Origin of the sequence: Bacillus sp. JJ722 (assembly GCF_036963345.1) — a bacterium.
GTDB lineage: Bacteria > Bacillota > Bacilli > Bacillales > DSM-1321 > Bacillus_AD.
The window spans coordinates 1-24,131 of sequence record NZ_JBALMO010000040.1; the positions used below are offsets into that span (position 1 = coordinate 1).

Annotated in this window: 20 protein-coding genes and 1 tRNA gene; 14 read left to right on the plus strand and 7 right to left on the minus strand. The window is 34.7% G+C overall.

Features of this window, described 5'->3' with window-relative positions; translation table 11 throughout:
• Window positions 1-167: 167 nt before the first annotated feature.
• The 4 genes from V7014_RS06145 to V7014_RS06160 all read right to left on the minus strand — a co-directional run bounded on the left by V7014_RS06145 (window position 168) and on the right by V7014_RS06160 (window position 5,310).
• The gene (locus tag V7014_RS06145) at window positions 168-2,504 is read right to left on the minus strand and encodes an ABC transporter permease (protein ID WP_335505224.1); all 2,337 of its coding nucleotides are present in this window, start codon (window positions 2,502-2,504) and stop codon (window positions 168-170) included.
• 3 nt (window positions 2,505-2,507) lie between these two features.
• The gene (locus V7014_RS06150) at window positions 2,508-3,275 is read right to left on the minus strand and encodes an ABC transporter ATP-binding protein (protein ID WP_335505226.1); all 768 of its coding nucleotides are present in this window, start codon (window positions 3,273-3,275) and stop codon (window positions 2,508-2,510) included.
• Between the two features lie 105 nt (window positions 3,276-3,380).
• On the minus strand, window positions 3,381-4,217 hold the full coding sequence (locus tag V7014_RS06155; RefSeq protein ID WP_438824882.1) for a sensor histidine kinase: 837 nt from the start codon (window positions 4,215-4,217) through the stop codon (window positions 3,381-3,383).
• Window positions 4,218-4,626: 409 nt separating this feature from the next.
• Window positions 4,627-5,310 carry a response regulator transcription factor gene (locus tag V7014_RS06160; RefSeq protein WP_335505230.1) on the minus strand — a complete coding sequence of 228 codons (684 nt, stop codon included), beginning with the start codon at window positions 5,308-5,310 and terminating at the stop codon, window positions 4,627-4,629.
• A 282-nt stretch (window positions 5,311-5,592) separates the two neighbouring features.
• On the opposite strand from V7014_RS06160, the gene V7014_RS06165 reads away from it, so the two are divergent.
• On the plus strand, window positions 5,593-6,396 hold the full coding sequence (locus tag V7014_RS06165) for an alpha/beta hydrolase (RefSeq protein WP_335505232.1): 804 nt from the start codon (window positions 5,593-5,595) through the stop codon (window positions 6,394-6,396).
• Between the two features lie 145 nt (window positions 6,397-6,541).
• Here the strand turns inward: V7014_RS06165 and V7014_RS06170 are convergent, their stop codons facing one another.
• Window positions 6,542-6,769, minus strand: coding sequence for a hypothetical protein (locus V7014_RS06170; RefSeq protein ID WP_335505233.1), 228 nt, complete (start codon window positions 6,767-6,769; stop codon window positions 6,542-6,544).
• 179 nt (window positions 6,770-6,948) lie between these two features.
• Between V7014_RS06170 and V7014_RS06175 the strand changes: the two genes are divergently transcribed.
• Both V7014_RS06175 and V7014_RS06180 read left to right on the plus strand, forming a co-directional pair.
• Window positions 6,949-8,115 carry a chromate transporter gene (locus V7014_RS06175; RefSeq protein WP_335505235.1) on the plus strand — a complete coding sequence of 389 codons (1,167 nt, stop codon included), beginning with the start codon at window positions 6,949-6,951 and terminating at the stop codon, window positions 8,113-8,115.
• Window positions 8,116-8,255: 140 nt separating this feature from the next.
• Window positions 8,256-8,329 (plus strand) — tRNA-Gly (locus V7014_RS06180).
• A 309-nt stretch (window positions 8,330-8,638) separates the two neighbouring features.
• Here the strand turns inward: V7014_RS06180 and V7014_RS06185 are convergent.
• The gene (locus V7014_RS06185) at window positions 8,639-9,304 is read right to left on the minus strand and encodes a B3/B4 domain-containing protein (protein ID WP_335505236.1); all 666 of its coding nucleotides are present in this window, start codon (window positions 9,302-9,304) and stop codon (window positions 8,639-8,641) included.
• 192 nt (window positions 9,305-9,496) lie between these two features.
• Between V7014_RS06185 and queG the strand changes: the two genes are divergently transcribed.
• The 8 genes from queG to yhbH all read left to right on the plus strand — a co-directional run bounded on the left by queG (window position 9,497) and on the right by yhbH (window position 17,241).
• Window positions 9,497-10,624 (plus strand): tRNA epoxyqueuosine(34) reductase QueG, encoded by a 1,128-nt coding sequence (gene queG / locus V7014_RS06190; RefSeq protein WP_335505238.1) that lies wholly within the window; start codon window positions 9,497-9,499, stop codon window positions 10,622-10,624.
• Window positions 10,625-10,692: 68 nt separating this feature from the next.
• On the plus strand, window positions 10,693-11,586 hold the full coding sequence (locus V7014_RS06195; RefSeq protein WP_335505240.1) for an amidase domain-containing protein: 894 nt from the start codon (window positions 10,693-10,695) through the stop codon (window positions 11,584-11,586).
• 26 nt (window positions 11,587-11,612) lie between these two features.
• On the plus strand, window positions 11,613-12,086 hold the full coding sequence (trmL, locus tag V7014_RS06200; protein WP_335505242.1) for a tRNA (uridine(34)/cytosine(34)/5-carboxymethylaminomethyluridine(34)-2'-O)-methyltransferase TrmL: 474 nt from the start codon (window positions 11,613-11,615) through the stop codon (window positions 12,084-12,086).
• 83 nt (window positions 12,087-12,169) lie between these two features.
• The gene (locus V7014_RS06205; protein WP_335505243.1) at window positions 12,170-12,601 is read left to right on the plus strand and encodes a CBS domain-containing protein; all 432 of its coding nucleotides are present in this window, start codon (window positions 12,170-12,172) and stop codon (window positions 12,599-12,601) included.
• Between the two features lie 493 nt (window positions 12,602-13,094).
• The gene (locus V7014_RS06210) at window positions 13,095-14,990 is read left to right on the plus strand and encodes a PrkA family serine protein kinase (protein WP_335505245.1); all 1,896 of its coding nucleotides are present in this window, start codon (window positions 13,095-13,097) and stop codon (window positions 14,988-14,990) included.
• Between the two features lie 96 nt (window positions 14,991-15,086).
• A complete protein-coding gene (locus V7014_RS06215; RefSeq protein WP_335505247.1) occupies window positions 15,087-15,245 on the plus strand; it encodes a hypothetical protein in 159 nt (52 codons plus the stop codon).
• 152 nt (window positions 15,246-15,397) lie between these two features.
• Entirely contained in the window at window positions 15,398-15,748 is a 351-nt protein-coding gene (locus tag V7014_RS06220) for a hypothetical protein (RefSeq protein ID WP_335505250.1), read from the plus strand.
• 320 nt (window positions 15,749-16,068) lie between these two features.
• Window positions 16,069-17,241 carry a sporulation protein YhbH gene (yhbH, locus tag V7014_RS06225; RefSeq protein WP_335505251.1) on the plus strand — a complete coding sequence of 391 codons (1,173 nt, stop codon included), beginning with the start codon at window positions 16,069-16,071 and terminating at the stop codon, window positions 17,239-17,241.
• 204 nt (window positions 17,242-17,445) lie between these two features.
• Here the strand turns inward: yhbH and V7014_RS06230 are convergent, their stop codons facing one another.
• Complete coding sequence (locus V7014_RS06230) at window positions 17,446-19,152, minus strand: methyl-accepting chemotaxis protein (RefSeq protein WP_335505253.1); 1,707 nt, start codon at window positions 19,150-19,152, stop codon at window positions 17,446-17,448.
• A 460-nt stretch (window positions 19,153-19,612) separates the two neighbouring features.
• On the opposite strand from V7014_RS06230, the gene V7014_RS06235 reads away from it, so the two are divergent.
• The 3 genes from V7014_RS06235 (at window position 19,613) to V7014_RS06245 (ending at window position 24,010) form a co-directional block, all read left to right on the plus strand.
• On the plus strand, window positions 19,613-21,148 hold the full coding sequence (locus V7014_RS06235) for a sensor histidine kinase (protein ID WP_335505255.1): 1,536 nt from the start codon (window positions 19,613-19,615) through the stop codon (window positions 21,146-21,148).
• A 528-nt stretch (window positions 21,149-21,676) separates the two neighbouring features.
• Window positions 21,677-22,699, plus strand: coding sequence for a PTS transporter subunit IIC (locus V7014_RS06240; protein ID WP_335505257.1), 1,023 nt, complete (start codon window positions 21,677-21,679; stop codon window positions 22,697-22,699).
• A 372-nt stretch (window positions 22,700-23,071) separates the two neighbouring features.
• Entirely contained in the window at window positions 23,072-24,010 is a 939-nt protein-coding gene (locus V7014_RS06245) for an LCP family protein (protein WP_335505259.1), read from the plus strand.
• Window positions 24,011-24,131: the final 121 nt, after the last annotated feature.

Here is a 24,131-nt window from a genome sequence, read left to right on the forward strand (position 1 = left end):
GTAACACCACTTTCCTAATTTAGAATGTAATAATATCATGAATCATAAGTAAATTATCTAGTTTTTTATAGTCCTAGAAAAAGTAATATGTTCAAATAAAAAAATCTCAAACTAATCTATATATAGATCAGTTTGAGATTTTTTTCTTGTATGAATGATAGTATGCTTTACTCTGTAATTAAACCATGAGCAGAGATATGTTTGATTCGTCTTCCTACTAGCATGGATACAACATAAGCTATCAATACGATTACAATACAAAATGCGATGATTAATGGCACATTTACAGTGAAGCTTGCATTAAAAATACCCAATCCAGTGAATAAGATGGAAAGTATAGAATTGGTATAAAGGCATCCTATAATCCCCCCTAATAAAACTCCTGCCGTAACTACAGGTAAAAAGCTCATTGTAATTTGTGTCATCAACTGAAATGTTGTATAGCCAATTGCCTTTAATATTCCTAATTCACGTTTCCGTTTAATAATCATTGTTTTTACGATAAGATATAGTATTAGACTTACTGTAAGTGCTGTCATAATCACAATAAGAACCATAATGTAAAAGATGGATTTTATATATGAACTCATTTGACTTTGAAAGGCTTCGTCCATATCAACTACAATGACCTGGTCACCAAATTGAGACTTTAATTGTTTAGTAAAATCAGCACTAGTCACAGTATCATCTAAATAAATGCTTAAAGAATCTCTTTCAAAGCTAGGGTATAGTTTTTGATAACCTTCTAAAGTTAAAGAGATTGGTTTCATACTACCATCATTAAATTGTTGGGTAAGACCAGTAATTAAATATTCTTTAGTTGTTTGATTAAAGGTTACTTTAATTGTATCGCCGACTTTTTTTCCTGTTGACTTAGAGATAGCTCCGGAAATAGCAATTTCATTATCATAACGAGGTTGGCGTCCTTCATATACGGTATTCCATTCTAGCTTATCGAAATCATCGGAAACATACGCCATTACTGTTTCTTCATTTATAATAGCTGATTTTTGAGATAACATTCCTGTCTTCTTAATACCGTCTATTTTTTTAATAGCAGGAAATAGGTTTGAAGATTTTTCACCTCCTTTTGCCATAACCACAACATTACATTGCTCAGCACCAACTAATCTAAAAATACTCGACTTGTCAAATGTAAAATTATAATACAGAACGGATGAGAAAGCACAAGCAAAGGTGAGGGCAGTAACAATAAGCATTACCCAAATATTTTGCTTTCGATTCACATACATATTTTTTAGCCCAAGAGATATATGAAGACCAAACTTTGTTTTATCTAAAGAAAAACGATTTTTTTTGAAATTATGAGTTTGAATGCCACCACGTAGTGCAATGATAGGTGAAATGGTTTTAATTTTCATTCCTGAAAGTGTTGTAACTCCTAGTACAAGAAAAATCATTAAGAACAAACTAAATATATTAATCCAAATGTTGAACTGCTGTGTCCATAGTAAACCGATAGAAGCAGAAACGATGTTTCCTAGTGTAGGTAATGCAATATAGGATAGTAGAATTCCTAATAAGCCACCAATTACCGTAATAAGCATGAACTGAGTCATAATGGAATATAGAATTTGTTTACTAGTGTAACCAATCGCTTTTAACGATCCAATATTGGCAATATCATCATCAATGGTATTCGTAACTCTGAATTTAACAACAACCAATGCTACGATAAGCATAATGAAAGAAAAGGCAATTAATATGATTGCTATTGTATTGATTGGCATAATGTAGTTTAGTTTACTATTTTCTGTATTTATTTTTATGTCAGTTAAAAGCCCTTTAGAAGGAAAAGCTTTCGAGTATTTTTTATTTAAATCCGATAGTTTTGATTCATCTGTTAAGGTTGCTGCTATATACGTACTTTTTTCTGTTGAGCTTAGATTCTTTTCTAGTTCTTTATATTCCGTTTGAGGCAAGAAAAACTTAAAAGAACCTGATATTGTATTTCCAAGTAGTGTATCTTCAAAAAAACCAGCAATTTTGTAAGTATATTCTTTCTTTCCATATTCAATTTTTAAAGATTCTCCAAGTTCATATCCTCCACCAGTTTTGAAAATATAGGGTGCATATATTTTAGCTCCTTTTAGATCCTCAGTTTCTTCTACTAGTTTGATAGGTGAAAGAGTACGTTTAGTTTCCTCATTTAAGATTGTGACAGTAGATGTTAGATGTCCTTTTGAAAAAGCTATTTCGATTCCTGGTAAAAGAAGACTATCTTCATGTTCCACTTTATTCGTGTACTTATAATTGTGTATGAAATCAATCTGCTTTTGAACATCATTATAGTTAGAGAACACGGATACAAATTGAGCTCCATTTAGTTTCTCTGTCTTTTTCTCATAAAATGAATCAAGCCTTGTGAAAATAGATAACCCAATATTTAAAAGGAGTGACGCGAGTATAACTAAAATGAACAGGGAAATAGCAGCACTTTTACGTTTTTTAATGTTGGCTAGGGCTAAGTGTAAGATGTTCATTTTTTACCACCCCATTTCATTTAGGAAAGACATCAATTGTTCTTGTCGTTTATTATCGGGATATTCCAGATGATAGGGGGCACCAAGGTTCAGTTCTCCGCATATTACACCATCACGTAAATATAGCACTCTATTACCACGTAATGCGGTTTTTATATCATGGGTTACCATCACGATGCTTTGTCCGTTTTCATTAACGTGGGTCATGACATCTAATACACTTTTACCAGATTCAGAGTTTAGAGCACCTGTTGGTTCATCCGCGAAAATCACTTTTGGATTATTGATTAGTGCACGTACGATACCCACTCGCTGAGCCTCACCACCTGAAAGCTGAGACGGGAATTTACCCCAAGCTATTTCTTGTAAGCCTACTTGGGTAAGTAACTGTTTAGCCTTTTCTACAACGTCACGCTTATTTTTATTAATTAATAATCCACTTGTGAGAACATTATCTAGGACGCTCATGGTATCTAGTAAATATACTTGTTGAAAAATAAAACCGCAGTTATTTCTTCTAAATACAGCTAATTGATCGTTATTTAAATGAGCTATTTCTTGGTCTTTAAAGTATATTTCTCCTAGTGTAGGTTGATCCATACCGGAAAGAGCATACAAAAGAGTTGACTTTCCTGAGCCTGAACTTCCCATAATGATAGTGAAATCTCCTTGAATTATTTCAATATCTAAGTTTTTCAGAACATGTTGTTGATTACCACCGCTTGAAAATGTTTTACACAATTTATTTGTCTTTATAATCGCTGTTGACACGGTAACGCCTCCTACAAAAAAAGATTGTAATCTAAATTACAATCTAATCCTACGAAAAAAATTCTTAATGAATCTTTATCCAATCCTTAACTGTTTCTTAATTTTTTAGAGTATTTTAATTTTTAAGATAGTGGTAAACCCATTTTCACGACTGTAACATTCAATATCTCCTTGCATTTTCTGCATTAAATACTTAGAGATGTATAAACCGAGTCCGGATCCGGAGTGCTTTTCCGCGTTTTGTCCTCGATAAAATTTATTAAATAACAAAGGTAAATCGTCCTCATTAACTCCATTACCGTAGTCTGAGATCATCACTTCTAAATAATCATTAATGGGTGAGAAATCTACAGTTATCTTCGTACCCGCATATTTATATGAATTACTAATAATATTATCGAATACTTGTTGTAGTCGCATTACGTCAGTGAGTATTAGACAATTTGATATGTCACTCATAACAATTTTATCTTTATAATCTACTTCAGTAATAATTTTTGTAAGAACGGTGCTGTATTCTTCATTAAGATTTACTTTTAATTCATTTAATTCTTCTAAAGTGGCATGGAACATATCGGTTATTAGTAAATCAATCTGCTCTGCTTTGGAGTAGATTGTATGTAATTGTTTTTTCTTTTTATCGTCAGCAGTTTGGATAAGCATTAATTCGCTTACAGCTTTTATTGTAGCTACCGGTGTTTTAATATCATGGCTTAAGCTTGCGACAAGCTCTTTCTTACTACGATTAGCAAGATATTCATTATGTTTCGCTTTGGCTAATTCTTCACGCATAAGATCAAAGCTCTCTGTATAGGCACCAAACAAGTTATTCTTCTGCATTTGCAAAGGAACATTAAAGTGGCCTCTAGCAATATTTTTCGCAAAATCTTTTAGTCGTTTAAATGGTTTAAAGACAATTTTATTTAAATAAATNNTATACATACTGTCGTTAAACACACAAATATAATGAGCAAGATAGCGTGGACTTGGTTTAAAGTTTGTTGCTGAAGTTCACTCGTATTATTATAAATAATGACTTTACCCACTATTTTGTCGTCAACTGTTAAATCGACGATTGTATCTCTGTTTTTAATAGCATCATTGATTGAGTGTGACTTAGATTTTGATGTTCGATAAAGAATATTTCCATCGACATCAATAACGGTAATTTGCTGTTGGATATGTAGGTTTTCTTTATTTAGATGTCCCCAATTGGATTCGATTTTCTTAACGATTTCGTTAATTGCTACTGTATCTATTTCTTGTGGTTTAACAGTCTGTAATAAGTGAAAAATTGATAGAGTGCCTATAAGGAAAATAGTAGTAATGAGAGCTATAATTCTCTTAAGTTTCATGAAGGGTCATCCTCAAAGACATATCCTGTACCCCAAATCGTCTTAATAAACGTTGGTTCATTAGGATTTTGTTCAATCTTTTCACGTAAGTGGCGGATGTGAACATTAAGTGTTCCATCACCAGTTATAGTATCTCCCCATACATTTGTAAATAATTCTTGTTTAGGAATGACACGATTCTTATTCTGCATCAGATAGGATAATAATTTATATTCCATCGTTTTTAATTTGATTTCTTGTCCCCGTATAGTCACTCGACATAAATTTGTATCTATTGAAATGTAATCGGATTGAATTATCTTTACTTGAGATGTGTGTTTGTATCTTTTTAAAACGGCTTTTACTTTTGCAAGTAAAATACTAAGTGTATATGGTTTCTGAATATAATCATCTCCGCCAATATTTAAGGCGATTAATACATCATCATCACTTGAACGAGCGCTAATAAATAGGATTGGAATTTCAGTTGTTTTTCTTAGTGTTTTACATAAATCAAAGCCAGATGTATTACCAAGGTTTATATCTAGTAATATAAGCGAAGCCTGATGTACTTTAAAAAAATCTAAACACTCTTCGGCACTAGTAACATAAGCGCTTTTCACATCAAACATGTTAAGGTACTCACATGTCGTTTCTGCAAGATCTGTTTCATCATCTACAATTAAGCAATCATATAACATACCTAATCTCCATTATTTTATTTACCATCTATTGTAACATACTGTGTTATGAAAAAATTTTAGGAAGAATAAAATCATATCATTCTTTCTTTTTATAAAGTCGTTAGGGATTTTCGATTGGATAATAATTAGAAGATTAATCCATACATTTTATAATTCCGACTTGATACATATGAATAATTGGTATATGATGAATTTATCGAATTGAAAAGATTATAGTTGATATAAAAAGGGGTTACATGTAGCGATTGATTTGGATCAGAATAAAGGGGGTAGTTAAATATGAGTGAAAAGTTTTCGGTTATAAAGGGAGCGGAATCGTTTTATTTTGAAGGAAATGATATTGGGATTCTAATTTCACATGGTTTTATGGGTACTCCACAAAGTGTAGAGTTCTTGGGAAAAAGGTTCGCACAGTTCGGATATACGGTTTTTGCACCTAGGCTGAAAGGACATGGCACACATCACTTTGATATAGAAAACTGCACACATGAAGAGTGGTTCGCATCTCTCGAAGCGGGATATCATAAGTTGCTAAAAAAGTGTTCAAATATATTTGTTATTGGACAATCAATGGGGGGAGCGTTAGCTTTAAAACTTGTCCATAAATATCCTACGATTAGTGGAGCTATTGTGGTTAATGCTGCTTTATCGGTGCCAGCGTATGATAAATTTAAAGGTGTGACTCAGCCTAGATTTATTGACGAAAGTGAGCCAGATATTAAAGACCAGAATGTCCATGAAGTCACATATTCGAAAGTACCGTTGAAAGCTATTCATGAATTACAAAAAATTATGGAAGCGACACTAGCCATATTACCGTTGATTCAAACACCTATTCTTGCGATTAAGTCGGTGGAAGACCATGTTGTACCCGCTGAGAATACAGATTATATTTTTGATACAGTCGGCTCTAAAGTGAAGAAAATGGTTAGCTTATTCAATTCATTTCATGTGGCATCTATGGATTTTGATAAAGAAGAGATTGTCGAGCAGGCACATCGTTTTATCAGTAACCAAATGATTGTAAGTAATGTTAAACAAAAATATAGTGAATCAAGTAGATTAAATTTTAAATACCTTTAGTCATAAGTCAAATGCTTACTTGTTGTGTAGTGTGAATTGCAAACAAGATAATCTGATTTAATGTCAATGAACTAAATAGTAAGCTACAAAAACACCTATGTCGAAGTATTGAAACTTCCACACAGGTGTTTTTGCTAATAACTTATTATTTTTTCTCAATAAGAAAGTTTTTTGCTTTTCCTCGCTTTTTGTAGCCTACAATTTTGATTTCTGTTTCTGTATCTTGTATGACATCCATGCCGCTACAACCATAAGTAGGAAGAATGATGTTGATGAATAAATCAATGAAATCTTCGTACTCTCCTTCAAAAACTAAAATTTCTATGGCTAAATCTTTTTTGGGATTCACATAATAAACGGTGTAAGTATGCATTATATAACCTCCTAAGTGAATTTTGTATATATCTATATTATTATAATTTTCATAAAGAATCATGTAAGTGAAAAGAAATTGTAAAGATTATATTAATTTGACAGTGATAGAAACGTTAAAAGTCTATTTCATGATACGATTTGGTTGCTTAAAAATAGATAGTAAGAAAAGGATGAGATATGAAAAATAAAAAGAAAAACTATATTGAGATACTCTTAACTTCACTAAAGTTAGGGGTTACTTCTTTTGGAGGTCCTACAGCACACTTAGGGTATTTCAAAGAGGAGTATGTGAATCAGAAGAAATGGATCAAGGATGAGGAATATGCACAAATTATAGCTTTGTGTCAGTTCTTGCCGGGGCCTGCAAGCAGTCAAGTTGGGATGGCAATTGGTATGTTGCGTGGTGGGATTTTAGGTGGAATTCTATCATTTCTAGGTTTTACATTGCCTTCAGTAGTAGCACTTATTACTTTTGCACTATTATATGAGGAATATGGATTTGCAGAAATGGGCTGGATTCATGGATTGAAGCTAGTTGCTGTTGCGGTTGTAGCACATGCGGTGTTAGATATGGCACGGAAACTCAATAAAGAGCGGTCACAAATCGTTATTATGGTGATAGCGACAACGATTATACTACTTGTGAATGGACCGTTTGTACAAGTTGGAGTTATTATATGTGCTGGTATTATAGGAATGTTATTATATCGTGATGCTAGCAGCAAAGTGCTTTCCTCCTATACAATTCCTATTAGTAAACGAACAGGGATTTGGGCATTTGTTACTTTTTTCATTTTATTAATTGGGTTACCAATTGCAAGCAAATTATTGAATATCCAATGGTTGACAGTGTTTGATACGTTTTATCGATCAGGTTCATTAGTATTTGGTGGTGGACATGTTGTATTACCGTTACTAGAGAGTGAAGTTGTTACACCAGGTTGGATTAGCCAAGAAGAATTTCTTGCAGGATACGGAATGGCACAAGCGGTTCCAGGGCCACTCTTTACTTTTGCTAGTTATATTGGTGCTATGATGAACGGAATTAGTGGTGGTATGTTAGCTACTTTAGCTATTTTCTTACCAGCTTTTTTATTAGTTGTAGGTTCGCTTCCTTTTTATAATGAAGTGCGTAATAGACCTGCTTTTCAAGGAGCTTTAACAGGAATAGGAGCTGCTGTAGTCGGCATTTTATTAGCAGCATTATATGATCCTATTTGGACGAGTGCCGTACAAAGCGGATTTGATTTTGCTCGTGTGTTGATTTTATACGTTTGTTTAGCAATATGGAAATTCCCTCCTTGGTTTGTTGTAATTCTTGGTGTCGGATTAGGCAGTTTATAACTATTAACCAAATGTGTCTAAAATGCGACTAATTTATGAAGAAATTATAAAGTTTTTCTTAAATTAATCTTGAAAAAATAGGAGTTAGCTACTATAATAGATTTTGTTGATTACAAAGTTCGACAAAATCTAATAGTTTTGCGGGTGTAGTTTAGTGGTAAAACCTCAGCCTTCCAAGCTGATGATGAGAGTTCGATTCTCTTCACCCGCTCCATTACATAGGTACTAACGCAGTGTTTCGTTACATAAGAGAACGAAGTATTGCGTTTTTTTATGTTTTCTTTTTATCCCGTTCTAACTGGCGCTAAGACCCTCACTTTAAAAAGAAAGTAAAAGCGAATACGTTTAAGTGAGAGATGAAGCGTAAGTAAGAGCCCGATTGGTTTAACTAATAATAGGTGGAGAATGGACGAAAACCCCCACCTATTAAAGTTTTGCTAAGTGTAAAGTGAACGAATTATGGTCAGTATATGTATAATAATGCCCAGATTAGAGTTAAGCTACCAATCTGGGTTTTCATAATTTAAATATAGAGTTTATAACTAGCTTCTCCTCCACAGATGCTAATGAACATGTTCATTAGTGATTGTGTCAACTGTTCAGCATTTTCTAATGAGAGTGACGGTCGTAAATATATTAATTGAATAGCGTCCTTTGTATTTGTTGTTACCATTGTTCGCTTTGAATCAACATATGGGCTACCAAATGGACCGATTTCATCTTTCGTTAAAATTATATGTTTCAAAGAGTTTATTCTTTCGTTAATACCTTCGTATTCATCGTGTTCATTTCCAATTGTAAATGTGATATTGCCATGTATGGCTTCATAATCGTAAATACCAATTGGACATTCATACTGTAACGAAAAGAAATTATTTAGGTCAGTTGCTGAATGGATAGAAGGTAAATAATGTTGTTTTTTGATGCGACGATACATTGCTTCGGCAGAGTGGCGGTAACGTGAAGCATCGGTTCCAGCAAGCTTGAACGTGTCACGCCATTCTTTCAATCCCGCAAAATCCATAATTTCTTTTTCCTGTGTTTCAAAGAATAATGATTCTTGGAACAACTGTAGTCTTCCTCGTAGCATCTGTGGTGATTGATCGACAGTAATATTGTGGTAGGTAATAGCTGCTACTTTAAATCCTGGGATCTTTTCATGTAAAATGGGATGTATTGAAATGTCCAAAAGATCAGCTCCTAATATTGGTTTTTATTTATAGTTGAAGAAATTGCATGTGGTGTCTAGTATTAAACGCCATCAGCTTAAGGAAATAAGCCAAAAATTGGGCGCTTCCATGTTTCTAATTTATCCCGTTCTAACTGGCGCTAAGACTCCCACTTCAAATTTATCATACAACAAAGAAAGGAGGCAAAAAGCTTGGATTACTATCAATTAAAACAAGACATAATTTCATATAGTAAAGAAATTGGCATCGACAAAATTGGCTTTGCTTCAGCTGATCCTTTCACAGAATTAAAGGATCGTCTCATCCGCCAACAAGAGTTGAATTATCAATCTGGTTTTGAGGAGCCAGACATTGATAAAAGAACAAATCCATCTTTCATTTTTCAAGAGCCAAAATCCATTATTGCGATTGCGCTAGCTTATCCTTCCAAAATGAAGGAACATATTCAGGGGAAAAGAGATGAGCGTCGAGGTATATTCTGTCGAGCTTCTTGGGGCGTCGATTATCATGTTCTTGTGAAGCAAAAGCTACAGTTACTAGAAGCGTATATTATAGAACGTATTCCTGGAGCAAGAGTGAAATCAATGGTTGATACAGGCGAGCTTGTTGATAGGGCAGTAGCTGAGCGAGCTGGTATCGGCTGGAGTGCGAAAAACTGTGCAATCATTACTCCTGAATTTGGCTCTTATGTCTATTTAGGAGAGATGATTACGAATTTACCGTTAGAACCGGATGAAGCGATTGAAGATCAGTGTGGAACATGTACGAAGTGTTTGGATGTATGCCCTACTGGTGCTCTCATAAATGGCGGTCAAATAGATGCTCAAAGATGTATTGCTTTCTTAACACAAACGAAAGGCTATATACCCGAAGAATTCCGAAACAAAATCGGTAATCGACTGTACGGTTGTGATAGCTGTCAGACAGTTTGTCCGAAAAATCGAGGAATCGATTTTCATTTTCATGAAGAAATGGAGCCAGAGCCAGAAGTGGCGAAGCCTTTGTTAACGCCGATTCTAAAAATGAGCAATCGACAGTTTAAAGAAAAATTCGGTCATGTATCGGGTTCATGGCGTGGTAAGAAGCCGATTCAACGAAATGCAATTATTGCGCTTGCTCATTTCAAAGAGGCATCTTCTTTAGATGCTTTAATCGATGTAATGAGAAATGATCCACGAGTAGATATGCGTGGTATGGCTGCTTGGGCGATTGGGAAAATTGGAGGCGAGGTTGCAGAAGCAGCTTTGCTAAATGCTCAATCGAAGGAAAGTGATGAAGCAGCTTTAGGTGAAATAGAAAAAGCTTTAAGCAATAGATAAATCATATCTATTGCTTATTTTTTTTGTTGTTTCTTCATATATATTTTAATGTGAGAGGTGGTGGAAGTTTGATCCAACAGCTGGAAAGCTATTTGCAAAATAAATGTATAGGATATGTAGGAGAGTCTACATTTCGTGATGATGATAAGATTGCTTTAAGAAAAGCACTGTTGAAGAAGCGAAATGCTGAAATTAAGAATGTAAAAGCGAAAGGTAACATACAATCCAGGCAACAAGAACAAGATGAGACAGTAGTTCATTACAATGTTCATTTACAGTTTTTTATAAAACAAAATGACTTTTTTTATTTGGAGGAAGAAGTCGAGCAGAGAGTGGCTCGATTTAAGAATGAAGAATGTATTTCAGATGAAGAAGTAGTAGTGAAAATTCCCAATCTTGATTTATCCAACATTACGTATGATGAAGATGAAACACGAGCAACCTTTTATTATGATCGTTTAAAAGCGGTACAGTATGCTGATATTTGGTGGAATAATACTAATCCACAGTATCAACGCTTTAATGATGATTGTACGAACTTTATTTCGCAATGTTTAAGAGCGGGTAGTGCACCCATGCGTGGGATTTCAAATCGTTCCTCTGGTTGGTGGTACAGTGGTAAGAATTGGAGTTATAGCTGGACGGTATCACATGCATTACATTTGTATTTCAATAATTCCAAAATAGGGCTTAGAGCAAAAGAAGTGGATTCTCCTCAGCAATTATTGCTAGGAGATGTCATTTGTTATGATTTTGAAGGTGATGGCCGCTATAACCATTTTACAATGGTTACGGCGAAAGATGAGAATGACATGCCTCTTGTAAATGCCCATACAACAGATAGCCGACATCGCTATTGGTCGTATGAAGATTCGACTGCTTATACGCCGGAGATTCAATACCGGTTTTACACGATCGTGGACGATAGAAAGAAACATGGTATAATCAGTAAAGATAATTGAAGGAAAACAGTAGAGGTGAACTTAAGGTGGCAATACATGTAGTACTATTTCAACCAGAAATCCCCGCAAATACAGGAAATATCGCAAGAACTTGTGCTGGAACGGATACGATTCTGCATTTAATTCGTCCATTGGGATTCTCAACGGATGATAAAATGTTAAAGAGAGCGGGCTTAGATTATTGGCAACATGTGAAAATTATTTATCATGATAGTTTAGACGACTTCTTCGCAAGCACTAAAGGTGGCGAATATTTCTTCATAACGAAATTCGGTAAGAAGCCGTATACGACTTTTGATTATAGTGATGTCAATCAAGATTATTATTTTATTTTCGGTCGTGAAACGAAAGGGTTACCAGAGGAAGTAATTCAAAATAATTTAGAGCGTTGTTTACGTATACCGATGAATGATAATATTCGTTCACTAAATTTATCTAATACAGCAGCGATTTTAATATATGAAGCTTTAAGACAACAAAATTATATTCATTTACATTAAACCCGACGATGTTCGGGTTTTTTGTGTATAAAAATGAATCCCCTGAAAACAATATAAATATCAGTGAAAAGGAGAATTATGACATGCAAACTGTTCGAGATGTGATGACAACAGATATACAGTTCTGTACACCTTTAGATAATGTATATGAAGTTGCTTTGAAAATGAAGGAGCATAATATTGGTGTAGTTCCTATTTGTGAGGATGGTCATTTACTTGGAGTGATCACAGATCGCGATATTGCCATTCGTGGTGTGGGTAGTAAGCGTCCAGGTTCTACAAAAGTAACGGAAATTATGAGTGAGAAGTTAATTACGGCATCTATTGATATGAGTGTAGACGATGCAGCAGAATTAATGGCTGAGGAACAAATTCGTCGATTACCTGTTGTAGATGGAACGAAACTAGTAGGAATGATTTCACTTGGTGATTTAGCAGTTCGTGAAATTTTTTCGGATAATGCGGCAAGAGCTTTAAGTGAAATTTCAGAGTGTCATGGAGAGTTACATCATTAGAAACACTATTATACGTTTAACCTTACAACAGCTATGCTAAGTCATAAGTTCATCTGTTTTGAAAACCCGAAAGTGGATTTTCAAAAACAGCAAGTCTTATGCCTGCCGCATAGCTCCTTTTTAATTAGATGAAAAACAATGAAGAACAGCTCTTCAATTAAAAAGGGAACCGCGACGGTTTTTCTTCTTATTTGGTCTTATGTGGCTTATCATTGTATCCAGCTGTGAAGATAGCTGCTAGAAATGTAATGCTTACTAACAGAATAAGAGCAGTACTCATATGTACAACCTCCTTTAATATTTCCATTTTATCCATTTATTACATATATCTATTATACTGAAAAACACTTGTGGTTTAAAGGAAATGTATGGGTTTTTTGGAACGAACTTTTCTATCAAGTTTGTTCAGGCGTGTACTCTTTAATCATCTTTATGGGTTTCTGTGCATAGAGTATAAGTATCATTCCTGAAATAAACAGGGGGAGGTACCTTTATGGATATTTTAAGAAAGATTGAAAGATATAGAGAAGAAGAGCAGAAGTTGAAGTGGGAAGGAACCTTCGCAGAATACTTAACGCTTGTGAAAGAGCGTCCATGGATTGCACAATCCGCCCATTCACGTGTCTACAATATGATTAAAGATGCTGGTATTGAGGAGTTAAATGGGAAGAAAAGTTATAGTTTTTTTAGCAGTCAAATGTTTGGTTTAGAAGATGCTTTGGAAAGATTGGTAGAAGAATATTTTCACCCTGCTGCCAGAAGATTAGATGTTCGTAAACGAATTTTATTGTTAATGGGTCCTGTTAGTGGTGGTAAGTCGACACTTGTTAGTATGTTAAAACGAGGATTAGAGCATTATTCACATCATGATCACGGTGCGATTTATGCGATTAAATCATGCCCAATGCACGAAGATCCTCTACATCTTATTCCACATCATTTACGCGATGATTTCTTCGACGAATATGGTTTTCGCATTGAAGGGAATTTATCACCATTAAATGTGATGAGGCTTGAACAAGAATATGGTGGACGCATTGAAGATGTAATGGTTGAACGGATTTTCTTATCTGAAGATAAACGTGTAGGGATTGGTACATTTAGTCCGTCTGATCCGAAATCACAAGATATTGCTGATTTAACTGGTAGTATTGATTTCTCTACGATTGCAGAATATGGTTCTGAATCTGATCCAAGGGCATACCGATTTGACGGTGAGCTCAATAAAGCAAATCGCGGTATTATGGAATTTCAAGAGATGCTTAAGTGTGATGAGAAGTTTTTATGGCATTTGCTTTCCCTAACTCAAGAAGGGAATTTCAAAGCGGGTAGATTTGCTCTTATTAGTGCGGATGAGCTTATTATCGCGCACACTAATGAAACGGAATACCGTTCATTCATTTCGAATAAGAAAAACGAAGCGCTTCATTCTCGTATTATCGTTATGCCGGTTCCTTATAATTTACAGGTAAGCAAAGAAGAAAAGATTTATGAAAAAATGATTGGTGAAAGTGATGTTCGAGATGTGCATATTGCGCCACATACATTGCGAGTAGCAGCGATGTTTAGTATTTTGACACGCTTGAAAGAGCCGAAGAAAGGCGACATTGATTTAGTGAAGAAAATGCGCCTGTATGATGGGGAAAGTGTAGAGGGGTATAACACGGCAGATATTGATGAGCTGAAGAAAGAATATCAAGACGAAGGTATGTCAGGTATCGATCCACGTTATGTTATTAACCGTATTTCATCCACAATTATTCGAAAAGAAGAAGCTTCGATCAATGCACTTGATGTGTTGCGTAGTTTAAAAGAGGGCTTGGATCAACATCCGTCTATCACTACCGAATTACGTGATAAATATTTAAATTACATTTCAGCAGCTCGTAAAGAATTCGATAGTATCGCGAAGAAAGAAGTACAAAAAGCATTTGTATATTCTTACGAAGAGTCTGCGAAAACATTAATGGATAATTATTTAGATAATGTGGAAGCATATTGTAATAAATCCAAACTACGTGATCCATTAACTGGTGAGGAAATTACGCCAGATGAGAAGTTGATGAGATCAATCGAAGAACAAATCGGCATATCTGAAAATGCGAAAAAAGCCTTCCGTGAAGAAATCTTAATTCGTATTTCGGCATTTGCTCGTAAAGGAAAACGATTTGATTACAATTCTCATGATCGTCTTCGTGAAGCTATTCAGAAGAAGCTATTTGCTGATTTGAAAGATGTCGTGAAGATTACAACGTCAGCAAAAACGCCAAATGAAGAGCAATTGAAGAAAGTAAATGAAGTGGTTGCACGTCTAGTGAATGAACATGGCTATAACACGGCATCAGCTAATGAGTTATTAAGATATGTTGGAAGTTTATTAAATCGTTAAATATCAGCTTAGAGTAAGTGATACAAAATGGAACAAGTTTACAAATCCCTTGCAATGGGTAGAAGGAATGTAAACTGTTGTAAGGAGTGATCGAGAATGGATAAAGAGAAAGTTGTTCATAAAGATTATGTACCAGAAAACAGTTCAATGGCGAAAAATTTAGAAGAAGTTAAAGCTCTTGGTCAACAAATGGAGCAAATGAGTACGAATCAAGAGCTGCAGGAGAGAGGTTTACAACCTGATCCTATGCAATAAAGCGCATTATCGTAAAAAGCACCCGAATTTGGGTGTTTTTTCTTCATGAAATCTAAAAAACATAAGTTGATTGATTGCACAGTGCGTATTATAGAAATAAAGAATAGCAAGATTATGTCAATTTAATAGTATGTTGTAAAGGGGAAATGAATATGACGTATTTAGGTATTCAAACTTTACCAGCTGTATTTGTCGATAATCGAACTGGAGCAACAATTACGGAACTTACTTTTTTTTATGATGGTTTGGCAATTGAAGAACCAAAGTTGAAGCGAATTAGACCGGGTGAAAGAAAGATTGTGTCGATTTATTCAAGGAATATTAATGGTGAAAAGACATTATACATGAAGCATAATAAGCGAAATAATGAAGAGCAAACGTATGAAATTTTTGATAAACTCACCGAGCAATTTTGGGGAAATATATTGGTAGAAATTCTATCAATTCATAGTGATGGGACATTAAATATTAAAGTGGAAACGGACTTTGATTATGGAGTTTAAACAAACTTCTATGTAGGTGATTAACTAATTGTGAAAATAGTTTGCAAGTTGAATCAAATAGTAGCATAGGATAATGTAAGTCGATTAAGAGGACTTACATTATTTTTTTATCTCTATTTGTCGGCCATGGGGCTAGAAATACTGTTTAACGATAAGGTGAAACTTTGAATGATCTCCCATCAATCATTAGTGGATCCTATCGGGTTCATACTGGAGCTTGATCTTTCATTTTCATACCTTTGATTTCACACCGTTTCGAAATAGAGGTCTTAGCGCCAGTTTGAACGGATTAAATATTTATATAGAGGAGGGGAAAAACAATGTCGTCTGAAAGTAATCATCAGTTTGTTATTTCTAAGGAAGATTGGTCCCTCCATCGCAAAGGTTTTGATGATCAACAACGCCATCAAGAGAAAGTGCAAGAAGCAATCAAAAATAATTTACCCGATCTAATTTCTGAAGAAAGTATTATTATGTCAAATGGAACAGATGTAATTAAGATTCCAATCAGGTCACTGGATGAATTTAAGATTCGCTACAACTATGATAAAAACAAACATGTAGGGCAAGGTGATGGTGATAGTCAAGTTGGTGATGTTGTAGCAAGAGACAGTACAGGTGCACAAAAGGCACCTGGGAAAGGGCAGGGGGCAGGCGATCAAGCTGGTGAAGATTATTATGAAGCAGAGGTTTCTCTATTAGAAGTAGAGGAAGCTCTATTTAGTCAACTCGAATTACCTAACTTGCAACGTAAAGAACAATCAGAACATACTATAGAAGAAATAGAATTCAATGATATTCGAAAAACAGGTTTAATGGGTAACATTGATAAAAAGAAAACAATGATATCCGCATTTAAGCGAAATGCTCTCACAGGAAAACCGGGTTTTCATCCTATTTATCAAGAAGATTTAAAGTTCAAAACATGGAATGAAATTGTCAAGCCAGATTCAAAAGCAGTTGTACTTGCTATGATGGATACGTCAGGTTCAATGGGCATATGGGAAAAGTACATGGCACGCAGCTTCTTCTTCTGGATGACGCGTTTCTTACGAACAAAATATGAAACAGTTGAAATCGAATTCATTGCCCACCATACAGAAGCGAAAGTCGTCAGTGAAGAAGATTTCTTCACAAAAGGTGAAAGCGGGGGGACGATCTGTTCATCTGTTTATCGTAAAGCCCTTGAAATCATTGAAGCCAAGTATCATCCTGACAAGTTCAATATTTACCCGTTCCATTTCTCAGATGGAGACAATTTAACATCTGATAATGCGCGCTGTGTGAAGCTGGTTGAAGAGATTATGAAGGTTAGCAATATGTTTGGGTATGGGGAAGTTAATCAATACAACCGTCACTCAACCCTAATGACCGCCTATAAAAACATCAAGAATGAGAAATTTTATTATTATATCTTAAAGCAAAAAATCGATGTGTTTCACGCGATGAAGAGTTTCTTTAAAAAGGAAGAGAATAATACGATGTATGCGTAAGAGCCGGTTGTTAATTAATCGGAGTGAAGTAAGGAATGAAAGCTGTTAGGTGAGCGAGAGACCTTGACAGCTTTTTATTTGTTTATAGGGAGACGACTTGCTTTAGGCTAAGAACGAGTGGTGGCAGATATGAGAAAAAGAAAAGGCTATTGAACCAACAGCCTAATAATAGATTAAAAGGGATTTGTAAGTCTTGTTTCTTTGCTATACTTTGAAATCATTTACTAGTTCTTGCAAATTGGTTGCCATTTTGGATAAAGCAGTAGCTGAAACATTAATTTCTTCCATAGAAGCAAATTGTTCTTCTGTAGCAGCTGCGACACTTTGTGAATGGAGAGAAGCCTCTTTTGAAATGTTTCTGATTCCAGATACTGTTGTAGCAATTTCTCGTGCACTGGCAGAAATTTGTTTAGTCGTTGCCGCCATTTCATCAATCCGATCTTCCATTTTCTCGGTAGAACACAAGATTTCCTTGAAACTTTCCTGCGTTTTTCCAACAACCCCTAGACCGTTTTGTACATCTTTCTTTACTTGATCCATTGCTTGGTTTGATAGAAGCATATTCTCATTGATTTCATTAACAAAATCAGCAATTTGAGTAGAAGAATGTTGAGATTGCTCTGCAAGTTTACGTACCTCATCTGCAACAACAGCAAACCCTTTTCCATGTTCTCCAGCACGAGCTGCTTCAATAGCTGCATTCAACGCAAGTAAATTCGTCTCATTTGCAATATCGGTAATGACTTTAGTTATTTCACCTATTTGATGTGACCTTTTATCTAATAACATTAGCATTTCACTACTTTTATGCACAGAATGTTGAATCGCATTTATTTGTTCAACGGATGTTTCAACGAATTCGGCTCCTCGCTTCGCTCGTTCACTGCTTTGCGCACTAGCTTCAGAAATAATTGAATAGCTTTCAGCTATATTTTTCATCCCAACAGCCATTTCATCAAATCCTTTAGAACCTTCCTCAACCATCACCAATTGAGTATCTGTCCCATTTACAACCTGTTGAATCGCATCTGTTATTTGTTCGGATGCTTTACTTGTTTGTTCAGATCCAGCAGTTAATTCTTCCGAAGAAGCAGCAACCTGTTCAGCTGTTTCCTTAACTTTATGAATCATATTGCTAAGATTTGTTTTCATTAGATTATAGCTGTTTGAAAGATCACTCAGTTCATCGCCAGTTTGATCAACGATTTCTGTTCTAAAGTCTCCATTCCCAGCCTTTTCGAGTGCATTTGAAATCTTTCTTAATCGCTTCTTCAATCTTCTTGAAAAAATAAGAACGATAATAGAAGAAATAATGCTGATAGCAATTAGCACGATAACAAAGTCTTGAACAAATGAAGAAATAGTTTTATCAATTATGTTTTGCGATGTTCCCACATAAATGATGCCAATATTTTTCCCGTTTTTATCTTTGATGGGCATATAGGCAGTTTGGTATGTATTGTCATATATAGTTATGTCCCCATAGTAGTGCTTGCCTTCTTTCAAAACTAATTCTTCAATTTCCGGAGATACCTCTGTTCCAATTAATCGTTTCCCATTATGCATTCCGTTCGTAGCTATTCCAATATTATCTTGGTAAATGATGATGGTATCTCCAGTGTCTGCTGCTATTTCATCCACTATTTCATGATTCTCATTAAAAACGGTTGATCCTTTATATAGTTTTCCGTCTTTAATTTCCCAATCACCAGCGTATTTACTATCTATATAACGGTAGGCTATATGTAAATCTCCTTTTGCCTTCTCAACGGCAAATTCTTTTATTCCTGCTGTTACTTCTCTAATAGCTACAATTCCAAGCACTGATGATAAAAAAACAATAATACCTAATACCATTAAATTAATTTTTGTTCCTAATTTTAATTTTAGGCCATGCTTTTTCTTTTTCATAGTTTATCATTCTCCTAGCCTTATTGATGTTAAATGCTATTGGATTAACTTCGAATACTATTTTACTTTTGTGTAATTATACCTAAAATCAACTACCTAAAATCCAGCATTTACTATATTTATAAGAAAAAGGTAATTATTGCTGATGTAGTTGATTATATCAAAAGTATGATAACAATCAAATAAAAAAACGGCCAAAGCCGCTTCTTTCACTATTCCTTCACATGATGGCTGAACACAGCGTGTAGATTAGGTCAGCTTTACTAGATTGATATAACAGGAATTACCCCATAGATGCTCAAGGTAAACTAACGATATTGTTAAGTATTCGTTAAAGGTGTGACAAAATAGCGAAAAATGACCTATTCCGATATAATTAAATCGAATGTTCAGATAAAGGTATTTTGTGCAGAAACTAAGCAAACTTAATCATGATTTAATGTGGAAGGAAAGAGAGTGTGTGAAGAAGTATAGTGTGATTAGTTATATATTAGGTATTGTATTAGGTTCATTTTTGTTAACTGTATTTACGAATTTCTCTTTTTTTGTAGAAAGTATCCAAAAAGAGGTATTGGTGTATTCTGCGATTCGTACATCCAATTTGGATCTTTTAGTTTGGAGTTTGTTTTTTATTGGTATCCTCTTCGTTGTAAGTGCATTTCAAACGAACTTTTATATCAAACAGCCCGACGATAAAGCTCCTTTGTATTTTAGTGTTTATTGCTGGATAATTATTGCAGGGACTATCGTGACGATTATGCCTTATGGAAACTGGGTTTTGTTACTTAAACTTGCATACATATTTAATTACATTTCTATCTTAGCCCTTCATGTATATATACATTCTTTTTTAAATAAGAAGATCCATCCTTTTCTTACTAAATTTATTTGGATAAATGTAGGGATTCTTGTTGTATTAACTGTATTCACAAATGTCCATTTTATGGTCATTCTTTTACAATACAGTATTATTCTTTCCTTTTTTTATTTTATATACATTTTCTATTTATCACTTCAAAAACTTCGCGATAAAACAATAAAGTCTATAGGGAATTTTATTAGTGTCCTTATCTTCATCATTGCAAATATACAGCATGTATTAATTGGCTATCAATTAATAGAAGGCGATAGTCTAATGGGACTTGGATTATTTGTATTTTTTATTATACATAGTGCATTAAATATGGAAAGGTTTCTGAATTCCTATTCTGAAACAATTGAAATGAAACGTTTATTACAAGAAAAAGTTAAAGAGAGAACAATTGAGTTAGAAAAAACTAATAAGGAAATACGCCGCATTCAAACTGAAAAAAGCCAAATAACCTCGGACATTTGTCATGATCTATCTAACCCAATCACATCTATAAGCATGATTACAAAAGGAATTATAGAAGATGTTATTCCAGCTACAGATAAACAATACTTAGTAGAGATTTTGAACAAAAGTAAATTGATGGAGAAGCTTTTAGAAGACTTACGTCAGCTTAATATGCTTGAAAGTAACCAAATAAATTTTCATCTGGAGAAGATGGATTGGTATCTTTACATGGAAAGAATCTTTAATAATTATCGCGCTAATTTACGAACTGAGAATATCGAATATGAACTTCATATTGAAAAGTCTTCACAACAAGAAGCGGCAGTGATGATTGATCCAATACGTATGGAACAGGTTTTTTTCAACATTATAAGCAATAGTGTGAAATATACACCAGTAGGTGGTTCCATTGAAGTAATCATTGGACTAGATGATAAGGTAAAGCAGGCATTCATGATGGTTTCTGATAGTGGCATTGGAATCGACTCCACTCAGTTGCCACACATTTATGATCGTTTTTATCGAACAGAACCATTTCGAGTAGAGAAAGAAAGTACAGGTCTTGGCTTGAATATTGTAAAAAGTATTATTGCAAGACATAAAGGCAGCATACATGTGGAAAGTGAAAAAGGAAAAGGAACGATTTTTATCGTTAATATTCCTTTAGTAGTTGAATAGTAGGTAATGTGGCAAAAATGAAAAGCATGTTTTGATTCTTTTTTCAAAACATGCTTTTTGCAAGATTTCATTCCGATTGAAAAGCTGTATCAGTAACGGATTCAATGTGTCTATTATCTATATAGATAAAATGGTATGTTGATATAATTATTATTTTTCTTGATTTAGCTGTTCTTGCAATGGAAAAATTTAAATGTAAGCGTTTTTATTTTGTTAGAATAAAAAAAACATTTTGCATTATCAGAAAATTAATGCTAATATAACTAAATCAATTATTTGAGAGGAGAAATTAGGATGGGAAAGTTTACATATAACAACGCTACTAACATATTACTCATATTATGCTTATAGGACTGGAACATCCATCTTTTCAAGGAATTGTTTGAGTCCAACTTGTTATTTACATTTTACAAGGCGCTCAAGCATAAAAAATGAGGAAAGCGCCCTTCCGAATTAGGACGGGTTTTTTATTTGAACTTATATATTTAAATTTTCTGATTATTTAGACGAACTAGGGGGAAACACAATATGAGCAGAAAAGAACATTTTATGGATCAGCTTTACAAAGCTTCTACCGGAATCGCTAATGCGGTATTGGTTACTATAGGTATCGGAATGTTGTTTGAATCGATGGGTGGATATCTTGGTTGGGAAGTGCTAATTGCAATTGGGGGAACTACTAAAGTATTGTTAGCACCTGCTCTTGGTGCAGGGATTGCCTATCAGCTTGGGGGTAATTCTTTAGTAATTTTTAGTGCGATGTCAAGTGCAGTTGTAGGTGGTGCAGCTATCGAACGGACCGCTGAGGGTGTTTTTACTATTGTAACGGGTCAACCGATTAGTGCTGTACTAGCTGGTGTTATAGCAACATATGTAGGAATGAAGCTTACTGGTAAAACAAAACTTGACTTTATGGCTATTCCTTTGGCTGCATTATTTGTTGGTGGTGTGAGTGGTGTAGCTTTAGCAGCTGTAACAACGCCTTTCTTAACTTGGTTAAGTGGACAAATTACTGAAGCAGTTTCAGGCTCACCTTTAATTGGAAGTATGGTTATTGCACTTGTTTGGAGTATTTTATTAATGACACCAGCTTCTTCTGCGGCGCTTGCAGTAGCTCTACAATTAGATCCTGTTTCTAGTGCAGCAGCATTAATTGGTTGTACGGTACAATTTGTTGGATTCACAGTAATGTCTAGGAAAGATAATGATATGGGTGGGATTCTTGCTCAGGCAATTGTAACGCCAAAGGTACAGTTTCCAAATTTAATTAGAAAACCTTATTATGTCATACCACCGTTTGTAGCAGCCCTAATTTGTTCACCAATTGCGACGATGTTGTTTAATTTCCAAGTCTCTTATGAAATAGGAGGTATGGGCTTAAGTGCGTTAGTTGCTCCAATTAGTGTTTGGACTACACAAGGCTTAAATGTATTCTTAATTTACGTAGGCGTAGGTATGATTTTACCAGCATTTATTACTTTGCTTTTATACCGTGTATTAAAAATGATGGGTAAAACAAAAGCTGGCGATCTTCGTTTAGAAGTTTCTTAATAAAGTGAGACTTTAATCGGTGGGGGTGTTCGTCCATCCCCACCGATTACTAGTTGATCCAAATCGGGTTTTACTGGCGCTTCATCTCCCACTTAAGCGTCTTCGCTTTTACTTTCGTTTTGAAGTGAGAGTCTTAGCGCCAGTTAGAACGGGATAAGTATTCAAACCGACAATCATTAAAAGGTTGTCGGTTTTTCAATGTTTTTTAAAATGGATTGTATCGTTTCGACAAAAAATGCTGCAAGGACGGATTCCATCGGTTAGTAAAAAGTAGCTTTCAATAAAATATTGTCTGAAAATGTCATATTTGGTATATTTGTTATGTGTGAATTTTTTAATAATAAATTCTAATTAGGACATTGGAGACGATACATGAGCAGAGTAAGGAAGCGAAAATTAAAACGAAGAAAAAGGGTATTATCTATTTTTATTGCATTAGTTTTTATTATAGTTTTGCCGTCTTCTTATTTTGCATGGGAGTACTATAGTGGCTATAAAGCTGGGGAAAAGGTTTCTGAATTGAACAAGAAAGAAATCGAGTTTAAAGGAGATCCTTTCGAAGGAACGATGAATGTGTTATTGATTGGTGGAGATTCTCGAGGCGCAGAGACGGGAAATTCTGATACGATTATGATTGCACAATATGATACAAGTACGAAAAAAGCAAAGTTAGTCTCATTGATGAGGGACATATATATTGAAATACCTGGCCGGGATCAAAAACAAAAAATAAATGCCGCTTATTCGATAGGTGGACCTGATTTGCTTCGCGAAACTATTAAAGAGAACTTTGATATAGATATTCATTATTATGCTATTGTTGATTTTCAAGGATTCATTAAAGGAATTGATGCTGCTTTTCCAGAAGGAATTGAAATCGATGTAGAAAAGAGAATGTCAGAGAATATTTATGTAACACTCCATCCAGGTGTTCAAAAGTTAAATGGTAAAGAGCTGTTAGGCTACGCAAGATTTCGTGGTGATGCTCAAAGTGACTTTGGACGAGTGGAGCGACAGCAAAAAGTTTTACAAACCATTACGGACGAAATGATTAGTATTCAAGGTGTGGCAAAGTTGCCAAAAATGATTGGAACGGTTCGCCCTTTTATTGATACAAATATAGAAAATACAAGAATTTTGACTGTGTTAACATCTTTCTTAACTGGGGGAAACACCAATATTGAAAAGCTTCGAATTCCTCTGGATCAAACCTTTGAAGATGTAAGGTTAGATGATGAACATCGCACGCAAGTAATTGAAATCGATATGGAAAAAAATAAAGAAGCACTAAAAGATTTTTTAAAGACTTAATGAAAATGAACCGACATGAACTGCATGTCGGTTTTTCGTTGCTGAGAGTTGAGAAAGATTTTGTGTGGTGTCTAGCTGCAGCGCCCAGCTCCTAGTGAACTTCGCCAATCTCCCTACGATA

What these genes read in the sequence shown, in the direction of transcription:
- V7014_RS06145 (WP_335505224.1), bottom strand. Translation starts at nt 2,504, where the DNA reads ATGAACATCTTACACTTAGCCCTAGCCAACATTAAAAAACGTAAAAGT.
- V7014_RS06160 (WP_335505230.1), bottom strand. Translation starts at nt 5,310, where the DNA reads ATGTTATATGATTGCTTAATTGTAGATGATGAAACAGATCTTGCAGAA.
- V7014_RS06165 (WP_335505232.1), top strand. Translation starts at nt 5,593, where the DNA reads ATGAGTGAAAAGTTTTCGGTTATAAAGGGAGCGGAATCGTTTTATTTT.
- V7014_RS06170 (WP_335505233.1), bottom strand. Translation starts at nt 6,769, where the DNA reads ATGCATACTTACACCGTTTATTATGTGAATCCCAAAAAAGATTTAGCC.
- V7014_RS06175 (WP_335505235.1), top strand. Translation starts at nt 6,949, where the DNA reads ATGAAAAATAAAAAGAAAAACTATATTGAGATACTCTTAACTTCACTA.
- V7014_RS06205 (WP_335505243.1), top strand. Translation starts at nt 12,170, where the DNA reads ATGCAAACTGTTCGAGATGTGATGACAACAGATATACAGTTCTGTACA.
- V7014_RS06210 (WP_335505245.1), top strand. Translation starts at nt 13,095, where the DNA reads ATGGATATTTTAAGAAAGATTGAAAGATATAGAGAAGAAGAGCAGAAG.
- V7014_RS06215 (WP_335505247.1), top strand. Translation starts at nt 15,087, where the DNA reads ATGGATAAAGAGAAAGTTGTTCATAAAGATTATGTACCAGAAAACAGT.
- V7014_RS06220 (WP_335505250.1), top strand. Translation starts at nt 15,398, where the DNA reads ATGACGTATTTAGGTATTCAAACTTTACCAGCTGTATTTGTCGATAAT.
- yhbH (WP_335505251.1), top strand. Translation starts at nt 16,069, where the DNA reads ATGTCGTCTGAAAGTAATCATCAGTTTGTTATTTCTAAGGAAGATTGG.
- V7014_RS06230 (WP_335505253.1), bottom strand. Translation starts at nt 19,152, where the DNA reads ATGAAAAAGAAAAAGCATGGCCTAAAATTAAAATTAGGAACAAAAATT.
- V7014_RS06240 (WP_335505257.1), top strand. Translation starts at nt 21,677, where the DNA reads ATGAGCAGAAAAGAACATTTTATGGATCAGCTTTACAAAGCTTCTACC.
- V7014_RS06245 (WP_335505259.1), top strand. Translation starts at nt 23,072, where the DNA reads ATGAGCAGAGTAAGGAAGCGAAAATTAAAACGAAGAAAAAGGGTATTA.